General features: G+C 49.9%; 10 protein-coding genes. All 10 read right to left on the reverse strand.

Features of this window, described 5'->3' with window-relative positions:
• Window positions 1-232 precede the first annotated feature (232 nt).
• Window positions 233-1,192 (reverse strand): ABC transporter permease, encoded by a 960-nt coding sequence (locus DFR62_RS01010; RefSeq protein ID WP_121297639.1) that lies wholly within the window; start codon window positions 1,190-1,192, stop codon window positions 233-235.
• Window position 1,193: 1 nt separating this feature from the next.
• Window positions 1,194-2,243: an ABC transporter permease gene (locus DFR62_RS01015; RefSeq protein ID WP_121297640.1), complete on the reverse strand. Its 1,050-nt coding sequence runs from the start codon at window positions 2,241-2,243 to the stop codon at window positions 1,194-1,196.
• Window positions 2,233-3,774, reverse strand: a complete 1,542-nt coding sequence (locus DFR62_RS01020) for an ABC transporter ATP-binding protein (protein WP_121297641.1) — start codon at window positions 3,772-3,774, stop codon at window positions 2,233-2,235. The genes DFR62_RS01015 and DFR62_RS01020 overlap by 11 nt, the downstream gene beginning before the upstream one ends.
• 167 nt (window positions 3,775-3,941) lie before the next feature.
• On the reverse strand, window positions 3,942-5,021 hold the full coding sequence (locus DFR62_RS01025; protein ID WP_101805103.1) for a BMP family lipoprotein: 1,080 nt from the start codon (window positions 5,019-5,021) through the stop codon (window positions 3,942-3,944).
• A gap of 46 nt (window positions 5,022-5,067) precedes the next feature.
• Complete coding sequence (locus DFR62_RS01030) at window positions 5,068-5,796, reverse strand: GntR family transcriptional regulator (RefSeq protein WP_058380482.1); 729 nt, start codon at window positions 5,794-5,796, stop codon at window positions 5,068-5,070.
• 176 nt (window positions 5,797-5,972) lie between these two features.
• Window positions 5,973-8,387 (reverse strand): FtsK/SpoIIIE family DNA translocase, encoded by a 2,415-nt coding sequence (locus DFR62_RS01035; protein ID WP_121297642.1) that lies wholly within the window; start codon window positions 8,385-8,387, stop codon window positions 5,973-5,975.
• Window positions 8,388-8,464: 77 nt separating this feature from the next.
• Window positions 8,465-10,132 (reverse strand): ribonuclease J, encoded by a 1,668-nt coding sequence (locus DFR62_RS01040; protein ID WP_101805104.1) that lies wholly within the window; start codon window positions 10,130-10,132, stop codon window positions 8,465-8,467.
• A 251-nt stretch (window positions 10,133-10,383) separates the two neighbouring features.
• A complete protein-coding gene (locus DFR62_RS01045; protein WP_241663181.1) occupies window positions 10,384-11,394 on the reverse strand; it encodes an aspartate-semialdehyde dehydrogenase in 1,011 nt (336 codons plus the stop codon).
• A gap of 109 nt (window positions 11,395-11,503) precedes the next feature.
• Complete coding sequence (locus tag DFR62_RS01050) at window positions 11,504-12,715, reverse strand: M16 family metallopeptidase (protein WP_121297644.1); 1,212 nt, start codon at window positions 12,713-12,715, stop codon at window positions 11,504-11,506.
• A 78-nt stretch (window positions 12,716-12,793) separates the two neighbouring features.
• Entirely contained in the window at window positions 12,794-14,902 is a 2,109-nt protein-coding gene (gene pnp / locus DFR62_RS01055; RefSeq protein WP_101805106.1) for a polyribonucleotide nucleotidyltransferase, read from the reverse strand.
• Window positions 14,903-14,973 lie beyond the last annotated feature (71 nt).

Consider the following 14,973-nt stretch of genomic DNA (forward strand, 5'->3'; position numbering starts at 1 on the left):
GGACTTTTTCCTTTAAATGCAATGAAACCGGAGGAAACAGCTGGAAAAAAGCAGGTGAATATCAAGCGCCTGCCCGATTATGCGATTTCCGTTCAAAAACTTGGCTTCCTGTGCTTTATTTAATGAAGGGTTTTTACAAATCGCCTATGGCCGTTGCTTGATTTTCTCCATAAAAAAACTGGCGGGGAACTCCCCGCCAGTTGCTTTTTCCCGCTGATTCGCGGTGTTGTTTTTAACGCTGACCTTTGATATACGGTTTGCCGTTCGCTTTCGGCGCATTGGCGCGGCCGATAAAGCCAGCCAGTGCGAAGATCGTCAAGACATACGGCAAGATCAACAGGAAGACGTTCGGAATTTCCTGGATGTATGGAATCGAAGAACCGACGATGCTCAAGGATTGTGCGAAGCCGAAGAACAAAGCTGCGCCCATCGCACCGAGTGGATGCCATTTCCCGAAGATCATCGCAGCCAGTGCCATGAACCCTTGGCCGTTAATTGTCGCATGACCGAAGTCCCCAGTAATCGTCTGCGCGTAGATTGCGCCGCCGATTCCCGCAAGAGCGCCGGAAATCATGACCGCAACATAGCGCATTCTCGCGACGTTGATCCCCATCGTATCAGCTGCCATCGGATGCTCCCCGACTGCACGCAAACGCAAGCCGAACGGCGTCTTATAGATGACGAACCAAGCGAGAAATGCAACGCCGATCGCGAAGAAGGACGTATTGTAAACCGACGTGAAGAATAATGGGCCGATAACAGGAATCTCAGATAACACCGGCACGTTATAGCGTGCAAAGCGTTCGCTGATGAAATCCGTCTGGCCTTTATCGAAAATGCTCTTAACCAAGTAAAGCGCAAGTGCAATCGCCAATAAGTTGATGGCAACCCCTGAAACGACTTGGTCTGCGCGGAATGAAATCGAGGCGACGGCGTGTAGCAGCGACAATAAAAGCGCTGCGACCATCGCGGCAATCAATGCGAGCCAAGGCGTCATTCCGCCGAATGTATCCGCGAACAGCAAGTTGAACAATATCCCGACAAATGCACCGATGACCATCAAGCCTTCAAGGCCGATGTTAACGACGCCCGAGCGTTCAGAGAACACTCCGCCGATTGCGACAAGAATAAGCGGTGCTGCGTAGAAAATTGCCGAAGGGACGATGAAATATAGGATTTCCAAAAAGCTCATATCACTTCGCCTCCTTCTTTTTGCCGGCCGCTCGGAGCAGCAGCAAACGAATGATATAGCCGGATGCTACAAAGAAGATGATCACGGCGATGACAATTTCAACAATCTCAATCGGAATGCCCGCAGCATTCGGCATGTTGAGTGCGCCGTATTTCAAGGAACCGAATAACGTGGCCCCGAAAACGACACCAAGCGGCGTATTCATCCCAAGAAGCGCAACGGCGATGCCGTCAAAGCCGATTCCGGTGAAACCGCCTTTGGACGAAACATACTCAAACGTCCCGAGCGCTTCCATCGCGCCTGCAAGACCGGCAAATGCACCGGAAATGACCATAGCCATAATGATGTTTTTATTGACATTCATCCCTGCATATTCAGAAGCGTGCTGGTTAAAGCCGACCGCTTTCAGCTCGAAGCCGAGCGTCGTCTTCTCCAGGATGAACCACATGACGGCGACCATGATTAGTGCCAGCAATAAGCCCAAGTGCAAACGGGAAAATTCCGTCAAGTTCTCCAGGAATTCAGAACGAAGGGAAGCACTGGCGAAAATACGCTCTGTGCGGTCTCCCCCGTCGGATACCGTTCGAATCAAAGCATTGGTAACGTGAAGGGCAATATAGTTCATCATGATGGTGACGATAACTTCGTGTACGCGGAACTTGGCTTTCAATAACCCCGGAACAAAGCCCCATAATGCCCCGGCTACAGCCGCTGCCAAAATCGCCAGCGGCAAATGAATGATTTTCGGCAGTTCAACCGCTACGCCGACATAAGCTGCAGCGAACCAGCCGACGATCAATTGCCCTTCGACCCCGATGTTAAAGAGCCCTGAGCGGAAAGCAAATGCCACGGCTAAACCAGCCAATAGATAAGGTGTAATTTGGCGAAGCGTTTCGCCGATTGTGTAAAGGTCTCCAAATATACCGTTCCATAATGCGGCATAGCCTTCAATCGGGCTATAGCCGCTGACGAGCATGATGATTGCGCCTACGATCAGGCCGAGCACGACGGAAACGATCGGGACCAGCAAGTTTGTCGCTCTATTCGACACGGTGCTTCCCGCCTTTCTTGTCTTTGTCCGCATGTCCTGCCATGAGAAGACCCAGTTGTTGTTCAGTCGTTTCTTCCGGAATGACCACATCTACGATCTCACCGTCATGGATGACGGCGATACGGTCTGAGACGTTCATGACTTCATCCAGCTCGAAGGAAATCAATAGGACCGCTTTGCCGTTATCGCGCTGTTCGATCAAGCGGCTATGGATAAATTCGATAGCCCCTACGTCCAAACCGCGCGTCGGGAGCGCTGCAATGAGCAGATCTGGATTGCGGTCGACTTCACGGCCGATAATCGCTTTTTGCTGGTTCCCCCCAGACAACGCGCGTGCCGGCTCATGCGGGCCTTGCGTCCGGACATCGAAATCCTTGATGATTTGCTGGGCTTTTTCTGTAATTTTGTTATAGTCCATGATTTCCGACTTCGAGATCGGCGCAGTATAGTACGTTTGCAGCGCAATATTATGGCCGATCGGGAAATCAAGTACCAAGCCGTGCTTATGGCGGTCTTGTGGGATATGGCCGACGCCGGATTCAGTCACTTTCCTTGGCTTCATGCCGGTTACGTCCTTGCCATGAATCAGCACTTTGCCACTTTTGACTTTGCGCAGTCCGGTAATCGCTTCGATTAATTCCGATTGGCCGTTGCCATCGATTCCCGCAATTCCGACAATTTCACCTTTGCGGACAGTCAGATTCAAATTCTTTACCTTGGCGATGCCACGGTAGTCTTCGACGACAAGGTCTTGAACGGTCAAGGTTTCTTCTGTCGGGTGTGCCGGGCCTTTTTCGGTCTTGAATGTCACTTGGCGGCCGACCATCAAAGCAGCCAATTCGTTCGGGTTCGTTTCCGCCGTGGTGACGGTGCCGATCCCTTGGCCTTTACGGATGACCGTGACGCGGTCTGAGACGTCCATGATCTCTTTCAATTTATGGGTGATGAGAATGATCGATTTGCCTTCAGCGATCAAACGTTTCATAATCTGGATCAATTCCGTAATTTCCTGCGGTGTGAGCGAAGCTGTCGGCTCGTCGAAAATCAGGATTTCCGCACCACGGTAAAGTGTTTTCAAAATTTCCACCCGTTGCTGCATGCCGACTGAGATGTCTTCGATGATGGCGTATGGATCGACATTCAATCCATATTGCTCCGATAATTTCGCCACTTTCTGAGCGGCATCTTTTTTGTTCGTCACGCCCATCTTTGTCGGCTCGCTGCCGAGAATGATGTTTTCGGTGACGCTGAAATTCTCGACCAGCATAAAGTGTTGATGCACCATGCCGATTCCGAGATCGTTCGCTACGTTCGGGTTGGAAATGTCCACTTTCTTCCCTCTGACGCGGATTTCCCCGCCTTCTGGTTGATACAATCCAAACAAGACGTTCATCAAGGTGGATTTTCCTGCCCCGTTCTCACCGAGCAGTGCATGAATTTCCCCTTTTTCAAGCTGCAGGGTGATATTGTCGTTGGCGACAAAGTTCCCGAACTCTTTGCGGATATTCAGCATTTCAATAACATATTCCACGGTTCTCACTCCCTCGGAGACTGGTTAGTTCTTTTTTTAAATGAATTAATACATGAAAGGCTTCTTTTGTCAGAAACCTTTCATCTATTAATCTTTCGAAAAATAGACGAAAAAAAATCATAAAGACCGGATACCCGGTCTTTATGATGACCGTATTTAACTACAGCTTATTCAGAGACTGTTTCAGGAACTTCGATTTCTCCTGAAATCACTTTCTCTTTGTATTCTTCAATCTGGCTCATGACATCTTCTGGAATCGCGCCGCGTGAATCCGCAAGAGCTACCCCTTCATCAGACAAGCCGTAAGTGATAGTTTCCCCGCCTGGGAATTCACCGTTCATTGCTTGTTCTGAGATGTCGATAACTGCATTGTCAACGCGTTTCAATACAGAAGTCAAAGTAACGTTCGCATCGCCAGTTTGGCCCTCTTCGTATTGGTCAGCATCAACGCCGATAACCCATACGTTTTCGTCAGGATTGGCTTCTTTGCGTTCTTTGGCTTCAGTGAATACGCCGTTACCAGTTCCGCCTGCTGCGTGGAAAATAATATCAGCTCCAGCGCTGTACATACGGTTTGCTGTCGTTTTACCCAATTCCGCTTTATCAAAAGCACCTGTGTATTGAACATCGACTTCGATTGAATCATCAACAGCTTTTACGCCTTCAAGGAATCCAGCTTCAAAGCGCTCGATAACCGGAATTTCCATACCGCCGACAAAACCGATTTTGTCGGTTTCAGTCATCAATGCTGCAGCAACACCTGCAAGGAATGCGCCTTCTTGCTCTTTAAACATGACGCTTGCCACGTTTGGAGCATCCACTACTGCATCGATGATAGCGATTTGTGCATCCGGCTGCTGCTCAGCGATTTCCTTAACAGCACCTTCCATCAGGAAGCCGATACCGAAGACGACGTCAAAATCACGGCGGATCAAGTTGTTCAAGTTGGTGTTGTAATCAGCGTCGGAAGCGGACTGGAGGTAATCAAACCCGCCATCGCCTTTTTCAAGGCCATTGTCTTCACCGAATTTTTGGATGCCTTCCCAAGCTGATTGGTTGAAGGATTTATCATCCACACCGCCGACATCTGTAACCATTGCTACAGAGAAATCACTTGCTTCTTCAGTGCCTTCTCCGCCTTCAGCAGAGTCGCCGCCGTTTGAAGTGTCTTCTTCGCTTCCGCATGCTGCAAGAACACCAGCCGCCAGCATTAATGATAAACCTACGCCAAATTTACGTTTAATCAATGTGATAACCCCCAAGGTTTTTTTGATAATAGCAGGAATCAGATGTTTACAGCCGTTTGCGAACTACGTGGAAACTGAATTTATCAGCCCGGAAATAGTTCTTGGAATACAGCACCAAGCGATCGTTTTCATCGTAATGATGCTGTTTTAACACGAGTAATGCAGTTTCTGGATCGCATTCAAGAATCGGCGACGCTTCTTCGTGATACCCTGTTGGGTCAATGAAGGTGACCGCATACGAGATGCGGATATCGCCGGATTCTTCAAGCGCCGAGAAGATGGAACTTTCTTTGCGTCCGAGAAAACCTTCTGGCATATAGACCGAAGGCACTTTGTCGATGCAATAGACGACAGGCTCCCCGTTTGCCGTTCGGACGCGTTCAATGGAAATAACAGTATCATCCGGATTGCAATGAAAGCGGTTAACATCTTCTTCAGAACAAATGGACTCCGAAGTGCTTAAGTAGACCACTCCGGGTTCCATTCCCGCCTGGCGGATCATATCGGAAACGCTTGTCAATTCCTCGATGCCCGATGAAAAGACCGGTTTCGAATTGACAAACGTCCCGACTCCGTGGCGCCTGACGATTACATTATCTTCTTCCAGGAGCCGCAGCGCCTCGCGTAGAGTCGCACGGCTCACTCCAAGTGATTTCGATAATTCGAACTCGGATGGCAATTTCTCTTTCTCTTTATAGACACCCGAAGCAATATCCTGCTTCATTCGATCGATCACTTGGAGATACAATGCACGGTGATCCGATTTGATTGTCATACGATTCACCACCCATGACAGAGATCAGACATCTGATGTAAAACATTCCTACTAATCAGAATTACTATACCATTTAATAGAAATGAAATAAATAGCAATTTGTCGAATTCTGCGAATTTTCCTCCACAAGCTTTCTCAAATACTAAACATTTTGTCACAAATCAGCCATTGGCGGGTTAGTATTCTTCCTGCTTAGGAACCAGGACATGCCGTGGCTTACTGCCTTCATAAGGTCCGACGACCCCGCGCTGCTCCATTTGGTCTATAATTCGGGCGGCACGGGAATAGCCGACACGGAAACGGCGCTGCAACATGGAAACGGAGGCTGTCTGCATTTCTGTCACCAATTGAACCGCTTCGTCGTATAATTCATCAGTTTCTTGGTCGACGCTTACTTCTTCGACATCCGACGGGATCATGTCTTCCTGGTACTGCGCTTTTTGCTGTTCGATGGAAAAGTCGACGATTTTCTCCACTTCAGTATCCGACAAGAACGCCCCTTGCACGCGTACCGGTTTTGACTGTCCGGCACCAAGGAACAGCATATCGCCGCGGCCGAGCAATTTCTCTGCCCCGCCCATGTCGAGAATGGTGCGTGAATCGATTGCGGATGATACCGCAAAGGCGATGCGCGACGGGATGTTCGCCTTGATGACGCCCGTGATGACGTTGACGCTCGGGCGCTGTGTAGCGATGATCAAATGGATGCCGGCAGCACGCGCCATTTGCGCAAGCCGTGTGATGGCATCTTCTACTTCGTTGGACGCGACCATCATCAAATCCGCCAATTCATCGACGATGACGACGATAAACGGCAGCTTCGGATGTTTTTCATCATTTTCTGCATTGAATGTGTCGACATAATCATTATAGCCTTCGATATTGCGTGTGCCGGTATGGGAAAACAGCTCATAGCGCCGTTCCATTTCCGAAACGATTTTCTTCAAGGCTTGTGCCGCTTTGCGCGGGTCCGTCACGACCGGCGCGAGCAGGTGAGGAATACCGTTATAAACATTCAATTCGACCATTTTCGGGTCGATCATCATCATCTTCACTTCATGCGGCTTGGCGCGCATGATGATGCTCGTGATGATGCCATTGATGCACACCGATTTCCCGCTGCCGGTAGAACCTGCTACGAGCAGATGGGGCATTTTATTGAGCTCGGTCATGACTGCCTGGCCCGTCACATCGCGGCCGAGCCCGAATAATAGTTTCGAGTCGGGACGGTTGTTTTCTTCCGATTCCAATACTTCCCGAAGACTGACGACTGCGACTTCGGTATTTGGCACTTCAATGCCGATCGCCGATTTCCCGGGGATCGGGGCTTCAATGCGGATATCCCGTGCTGCGAGTGCCAATGCCAAGTCGTCGTGAAGGCTGACGATTTTGCTGACTTTCACGCCGACATCCGGCAGCACTTCGTATTTTGTGACGGCAGGCCCTAGATGGACTTGCGTCACTTTAGCGCGAACGCCGAAACTTTGGAAGGTTTTCTCGAGTTTTTTGGCGTTTTTCTGGATGCCCGAATACTCGCCACTTTGGTCGCTATGCGGCGGCAAGGTCAGTAGATCGATTGGCGGCAACGCATAATCTTCATTTTCCGCCTCCTCTTTCATCGACATGACCGGCTCTTTCAAGATCTCTCCCGTTTCTGGGTCAACATGCCTGATTTCCTCAGAAGCTTCGGTTTTCGGTTTTTCCTCTTCCGGATTCTGGCGCTTCGGCTTGACCTTTTCCGTAAAGGCCGAAATGATTGGCTCTTTTTCCGTTTCCTCTTCCGGCTCGCGCTCGGTCTCCTGATCAAAGACCAGCGTCGTCTCTGTCTCTTCCAGCGCATCGTCATAAGCCAATTGCTCGTTCATTTCCAACACTTTTTCAGGCGCATTTTTTCTGCGCGGCTGTTTTTTCGCCGGCTTGCGTTCCGGCTTGAAGCGTTCTGCGAGTGACCGCATCGCTTCGCCGACTACCGGCAAGCGCTCTGCAATAACGGGCGCAGCCGTTTTGCCAGTCAAGATAATGGCGCCAATCGACAATAAGATGATGGCGATGACCCATGTGCCAGCTGTCGCAAATAGCACGTGAAGCAACGCATATAGCACAGCGCCGAAAAAGCCGCCGCCAGTTGCTTCGTAATTGCCCCAGATCGTGCCGGTCATTTGCGTCATTTTCGATGTTTCCGACAAGACATTTGCAGAAGTGATCGGCAAGATCGAACCTGCTGCCCAGATTAAATGGCTGATCAATAAAGCACCGGCAAGGAGAAATATAGAGCCGGCTGCAATTTTTGCGCGGATTTTCGGCAGCCCGCGTTTGACCATGATGTGGAGTGCGGCTGCGATCAATGCCAGTGGTGCGAGAAAAGCTAAATAGCCCAGCAGATACTCAGCCATATTATTGAACATGCGGCCGACCAAGCCGAGCCTAAAGACCATCAAGATCGCGATGCCGATCATGATGAGGCCTGTCACTTCATAGGCGATCATCGGAACCGGCTGGCGCTTCTTCTTCGCTTTCGGTTTCGGTTTTGTGCGCGGCTTGGTACGCGGCTTTGTGGTAGTGGTTTTTTTGTTCGTACGGCTTGGCGCCATGGGATTCCCTCTTTTCTTACGTAATGAAAAAGGATTCCTGCCGATAAAATCGGTATGGAATCCCTTTACTTGTATTCTTAGTATTCCATGATGATCGGAATGATCATCGGACGCCGTTTCGTCTGCTGATACAGATACGAATTAAGCGTGTCGCGGATTTCCTGTTTGATGTTGTTCCATTCGAACGCATCGCGCGTCACGTATTTATCGACGACTTTGCGCACCAATTGGCTCGATTCATCAAGCAATTGCTCCGATTCGCGAACATAGACAAAGCCTCTGGAAATGATCTCAGGCCCTGAAGCGATGCGTTTTTCCTTGCGGTTCAAGGTAACAACGATGATAAAGATGCCGTCTTGAGACAAAAGCTTACGGTCGCGGAGCACAATATTGCCCACATCCCCGATGCCGATTCCGTCGATCAAGACATTGCCTGTCGTGACACGGCCGCTCATGCGGACTTTTTCTTTTCGGTATTCGACGATATCGCCTTTATCGGCGATGAAGATATCCGATTTCGCGATGCCGACTTGTTGTGCCAATTTCGAGTGGGCGATAAGCATTTTGTATTCCCCTTGGATCGGGACAAAATACTTCGGCTTCATCAAGTTCAGCATCATTTTCAAATCTTCCTGGCTGCCGTGGCCGGAAACGTGGACTTTCTTGTTGGATGTCAGCACTTTCGCGCCGGCTTTCGCCAATTTGTTCATAGTCTGGAACATCGGCACTTCCATGCCTGGCGACGGTGTGAACGTGATCAATACCGTATCCGTTTCATTGATGCGGACATCTTTATGCTGGCGTCTGACCATTTTGTCGAGCGCTTCAAGCGGTTCGCCCTGGTTGCCGGTCACGATGATGACGACTTCATCGTCATTGTATTTCTCCAAGTCTTTCAAGGAAATGACTGTGTCTTCGTCGACTTCCAGATACCCGAGTCGCAAGCCGACTTCATAGCTCTTCTCCAGGCTTTTGCCGATAACGGCTACTTTCTTGCCCGTTTGATGCGCGATATCGAACACTTGCTGGATACGGATGAAGTTTGATGAATAAAGTGATACGAGAATGCGCCCAGGTGCCTGGTGGAATGCCGTCAAGATATGATCGGCAACGACCGTTTCAGACGTCGTATAGCCTGGGCGTTCGGCTTCGGTGGAATCCGACAACAGCATCAAGACGCCGTCTTCGCCAAGCTTCGCCATTTTGGCATAATCCGGGCGGTAGCTGCCTTGCATCGACTGGTCGAATTTGAATTCCCCGGTGTGGACGATTGCGCCTTCCGATGTATGGAAGACGATTCCGAGCGCATCCGGGATGCTGTGTGTCGTATGGAAAAAGGTGACGTGTGTTTTATCGAAATTCATGCGGCTCTTGTTGGTGACTTCAAAGAATTTATGGTGCTTAAGCGAACCGAGTTCTTTCACGTGTTCTTTGGCCAGCGCGATGGTCAGCTTCGAACCGTAGACCGGCGCTTGGACTTTCTTCAATAGATAAGCAATCGACCCGATCGCATCTTCATGGCCATGCGTCAGGAAAATCCCTTTGACACGGTCTTTGTTTTCTTCGAGATAAGTGACGTCCGGAATGACGATGTCGACGCCAAGCATCTCATCTTCCGGGAACATCAACCCGCTGTCGACGACGAACAGGTCATCGTCGATATCGATGACGTACATCGCTTTCCCGATCTCTCCTACTCCGCCAAGCGGAATGACTCTAATGACTTCGTTTTTAATTTTACTCAATTGATTTCCTCCTAAAAATATTTCACCCGTACAGATCCATAAACTTCATTATACGGTAATCACCGGTAACAGTCCAAAGAAAAAATATCCGCAGCCATTCCCCCCACATGGCTGACGCAAAACCATCCGTTCGTGAAACAAAAAAAGCCACCCAGAGACACGAGGAAGACATGACTTCCAAGCGGCACCGGATGGCCAAAGATTTCACATGCGCCAGCAGATCACCCGCTACCGGATGATTGCCTGACAGCTTACAGCAATTGTTCTTCGATGAGCGCTTCGGCGATTTGAACCGAGTTCAACGCCGCGCCTTTGATCAAATTATCGGAGACGATCCACAAATGATAGCCGTTCGGGTTGTCGAGATCTTTGCGGATACGGCCGACGAACACCTCGTCTTTCCCGGCTGCCATCAACGGCATCGGGTATTCCTGATTGGCGGGATTATCTTGTAGCACGACGCCTGGCGCGCCGCTCAGCGCCGCTCTCACTTGCTCGAGGGACGGTGCGTCATCCAGTTCCACATAGACGGATTCGGAGTGGCCAGTTACGACCGGCAAGCGCACACATGTCGCCGCGACTGCCAAGCCTTGGTCGCTCATGATTTTCTTCGTTTCGTTAATCATTTTCATTTCTTCCAACGTATAGCCGTTGTCTGCGAATTGGTCGATTTGCGGCACTGCGTTGAAGGCGATCGGATAATGGCGATCGGCTGACTTCACAGGCAAGACCTTCGCTTCGGCAGTTGCTGCGTTCTCAAAATCCGCTGACTGTTCTTTCAACTCATTGATTGCATCAATTCCTGCACCAGAAACCGCCTGGTAAGTGGAAACGATGATTTTCTGCAAGCCGAACTGCTCTTTTAGCGGCTGCAATGCGCACACCATTTGGATCGTCGAGCAATTTGGGTTGGCGATCACGCCGGAATGGCCTTTTAGCGCTGATTTATTCACTTCAGGGACGACGAGCGGTACATCTTCATTCATGCGGAATGCGCTCGTATTGTCGACGACGACTGCGCCGCGTTTCACGGCTTCAGGTGCAAACTTTTCCGAGATGCTGCCGCCTGCGCTGAACAAAGCGATATCCACACCTTCAAATGATTCGGGCACTGCTTCCTCTACTGTATAGGATTGTCCGTTGAATTCGATTTCCTTGCCGGCAGAGCGTGCAGAAGACAGGAATTTGATGTCCCCTACAGGGAAATTGCGCTTCTCCAGCTGGTCTTTCATTTGCTGACCGACGGCACCGGTTGCGCCCATGATCGCTACATTATAGGTTTTCACTCGACTCTCTCCTTCTTGGCTAATTTGCGTTATTGTAACATAATTTATCGCGTTAATGTGACAAATTGTCGCAATTCCTGCTCTTTCATTGGGATCGGATGATGGAGACGGCAGGCGCAGTGGCAGTCAATTGCATCAAATCCAGCACATGCTCACGCTTCACTGCATCGATCAAGTGGATGATGTCATCCGCGGACTGGTGTTTGCCGTGAAGCAACTCATATTTGCCGTTGCGGCTCATTCTGGAGCCTGTGCTTTCTAGCCCAAGCAGCAAATTGCCTTTCAATTGCTCACGGGAATCCGTAATTTCCAAGTCGCTGATGTCCCCTTCTCGCATGCGCTGCAATGATGTGCGAATCAATTCTTCTACTTCTCCAACTTGATGGTCGGCAGTGCCCCCGTAAATGGCGAGCGTACCGTGGTCCGAATAAGCGGAATGGTAGGAATAGACCGAATAGGCAAGACCACGGTCTTCTCGGATTTCTTGGAACAAGCGGGACGACATCGAGCCGCCGACGATATTGTTCAATACCGCCAGCGCAAACAGCTGATCATCCTGTAGCGACAGCCCAGGATACCCGAGGCAAATATGGGCTTGTTCCGTTTCTTTGTGCTTGATCGATTGGCCGGGCACGAAAGTAGGCATGACATGGGCATTTTCCGGGCTTTTCCGTTCAAATGACCCGAATAAAGTTTCGATTTGGCTGAGCAATTTGCCATCGATATGGCCTGCCACGGAAATGACCGTGTTCGATGGGGTGTAATGGCGCTCCATATAATCCAAAATCTGCTGTCTTGAAAAACGGTCCAGTGTTTCGGCGGTACCTAAAATCGGTGCGCCGATGGCATTGTCGGGATACATGACCCGCCATAATTGTTCATGGACATCGTCATCCGCCATATCTTCGGTCATGCTGATCTCCTCTTTGACAACAAGCCGTTCTTTATCGATCTCTACTGGATCCATCACTGAATTGAAAAACATATCCGCCAAGACTTCGACTGCGAGCGGCGCATGATGGTCAAGCACTTTGGCGTAATAGCACGTATATTCTTTTGAAGTATAGGCATTCAAATCGCCGCCAATGCGGTCGAATTCCCGCGCGATATCTTTGGCGCTGCGTTTTTCGGTGCCTTTGAACAAGAGATGTTCAATGAAATGCGTGATGCCGTTTTCTTCCGGGCGCTCATCACGTGACCCTGTATTGACGAATACCCCGACCGATACGGAGCGGAAATGCGGAATATGTTCAGAAACGATACGCAAGCCATTTTGGCAAGTATAAGTGGTAACCATTGAAAGCCCTCCTGTATATGAAAAAAATTGCCGGCGAGTGCCACCGGCAATTTTTCCAATCTGTTTTCATTTACTGTTTCAAGCCTTTTCGGCTGCTTCTTTTTCTTCTTTCAAAACCGTTTTGCGGGACAAGTTGACGCGTCCTTGGCGGTCGATTTCGATGACTTTGACTTTGATGATATCGCCCATCTTCAAGACATCTTCCACTTCTTTCGTCCGCTCTTCCTGGATTTCGGAAATATGGAGAAGGCCGTCTTTGCCCGGGAACAATTCAACGAATGCACCGAATTTTTCGATGCGCTTGACTGCGCCTTCGTAATATTCGCCGACTTTCGCTTCGCGTACGATATTCTCGATCATCGCTTTCGCTTTGGCGTTCATTTCTTCATCAACAGAAGAAATGAAAATCGTGCCGTCTTGTTCGGTATCAATCTTGACGCCTGTTTCATCAATGATTTTATTAATGACTTTTCCGCCAGGCCCGATGACGTCACGGATCTTATCCGGATTGATTTTCACCATGATGATCTTCGGCGCAAATTTCGACAAAGTCGTGCGCGGTGTATTGATCGTAGCGATCATCGATTCGAGAATGTGCAAACGGCCGATTTTCGCTTGCGTCAATGCTTCTTCTAAGATCTCGCGGGACAAGCCGTCGATTTTGATATCCATCTGCAAGGCTGTGACGCCTTCTGCGGTTCCGGCTACTTTAAAGTCCATATCGCCGAGATGGTCTTCCATCCCTTGGATATCGGAAAGAACCGTGTAGTTCTCGCCTTTTTTCACAAGGCCCATCGCAATTCCGGCAACAGGTGCTTTAATTGGCACACCTGCATCCATCATCGCCAAAGTAGATGCACAGATACTTGCTTGTGATGTGGATCCGTTCGATTCCAATACCTCGGAGACCAGGCGGATCGTATATGGGAAATCTTTTTCATTTGGAATGACTGCTTCAAGCGCACGTTCGCCTAGAGCGCCGTGGCCAATTTCGCGTCGGCCGGGGCCGCGCAGGAAGCCGGTTTCCCCAACGGAGAACAACGGGAAATTATAATGGTGCATAAAACGCTTCGTCTCTTCCAAGCCGAGGCCATCGATGATTTGCACATCGCCGAGAGCGCCGAGCGTACAGATGCTCATCGCTTGCGTTTGGCCGCGCGTAAACAGGCCGGAACCGTGAGTGCGCGCAAGGACGCCAACTTCAGAAGAAAGCGCGCGGATTTCAGATGGGCCGCGGCCGTCCGGGCGAATCTTTTCATCTGTGATCAGGCGGCGCACTTCATCTTTGACCATTTTATCGAGCACTTGGCCCGCTTGTTTCTTGATATCGTCTTCTGAATCTGCATATGCTTCAAGCGCACGTTCGCGGACAGCCGCAATGGCTTCATTGCGCGCCTGCTTTTCGTTCACTTGAACGGCAGCATTCATGTCTTCTTCCACAGCCGTTTTCAGTTCAGCCGTCAAGTCAGCGTCCAGTTCGTACAATTGAACTGCTGATTTCTCTTTAGCCACTTCCGCAGCAATTTCTTCCTGGAAAGCGATCAATTTCTTGATTTCTTCGTGGCCGAACATGATTGCTTCAAGGATCACTTCTTCGGACACTTCTTTGGCACCGGCTTCTACCATATTGATGGCGTCTTTTGTGCCGGCAACCGTCAAGTTGATCGAGCTTTTCTCCATTTGCTCGCCTGTTGGGTTGATGATGTACTCGCCATCCACCATCCCGACGATGACGCCCGCGATCGGCCCGTCAAACGGAATGTCTGAAATCATCAATGCTAAGGAAGACCCGAACATCGCTGCCATTTCAGATGGGCAATCCTGGTCGACTGACATGACCATTGAAATAACTTGCACCTCGTTGCGGAATCCGTCTGGGAACAACGGACGCAGCGGACGATCGATCAAGCGGCTGATCAATGTCGCTTTCTCGGATGGGCGCCCTTCGCGTTTAATGAATCCGCCCGGGATTTTCCCGACAGCGTATTGGCGCTCTTCGTAGTTCACCGTCAATGGGAAGAAATCCAAAGGCTTCGGTGATTTTGATGCGGTTGCAGTGGACAGCACTGCTGTATCGCCATAACGGATCAATGCCGCTCCGTTTGCTTGTTTTGCCAGTTGACCGACTTCGACCTTCAGTTCGCGGCCAGCCCAGTCAAATGTGTAAACCTTTTTTGTTTGCTCCATAGTCGAGCTCCTCTCTTACCGTGTTTCGTGTAGTATGTATCTTTAAATAGTGTATCAAAAAAGCACATCAA

The organism is Planococcus citreus, assembly GCF_003664125.1.
Taxonomy (GTDB): Bacteria; Bacillota; Bacilli; order Bacillales_A; family Planococcaceae; genus Planococcus; species Planococcus citreus.

Excerpts from the sequence above, each read along its gene's own strand:
- DFR62_RS01045 (WP_241663181.1), bottom strand. The coding sequence starts at position 11,394 with ATGGGCGCAACCGGTGCCGTCGGTCAGCAAATGAAAGACCAGCTGGAG.
- pnp (WP_101805106.1), bottom strand. The coding sequence starts at position 14,902 with ATGGAGCAAACAAAAAAGGTTTACACATTTGACTGGGCTGGCCGCGAA.
- DFR62_RS01050 (WP_121297644.1), bottom strand. The coding sequence starts at position 12,715 with ATGGTTACCACTTATACTTGCCAAAATGGCTTGCGTATCGTTTCTGAA.
- DFR62_RS01010 (WP_121297639.1), bottom strand. The coding sequence starts at position 1,192 with ATGAGCTTTTTGGAAATCCTATATTTCATCGTCCCTTCGGCAATTTTC.
- DFR62_RS01035 (WP_121297642.1), bottom strand. The coding sequence starts at position 8,387 with ATGGCGCCAAGCCGTACGAACAAAAAAACCACTACCACAAAGCCGCGT.
- DFR62_RS01030 (WP_058380482.1), bottom strand. The coding sequence starts at position 5,796 with ATGACAATCAAATCGGATCACCGTGCATTGTATCTCCAAGTGATCGAT.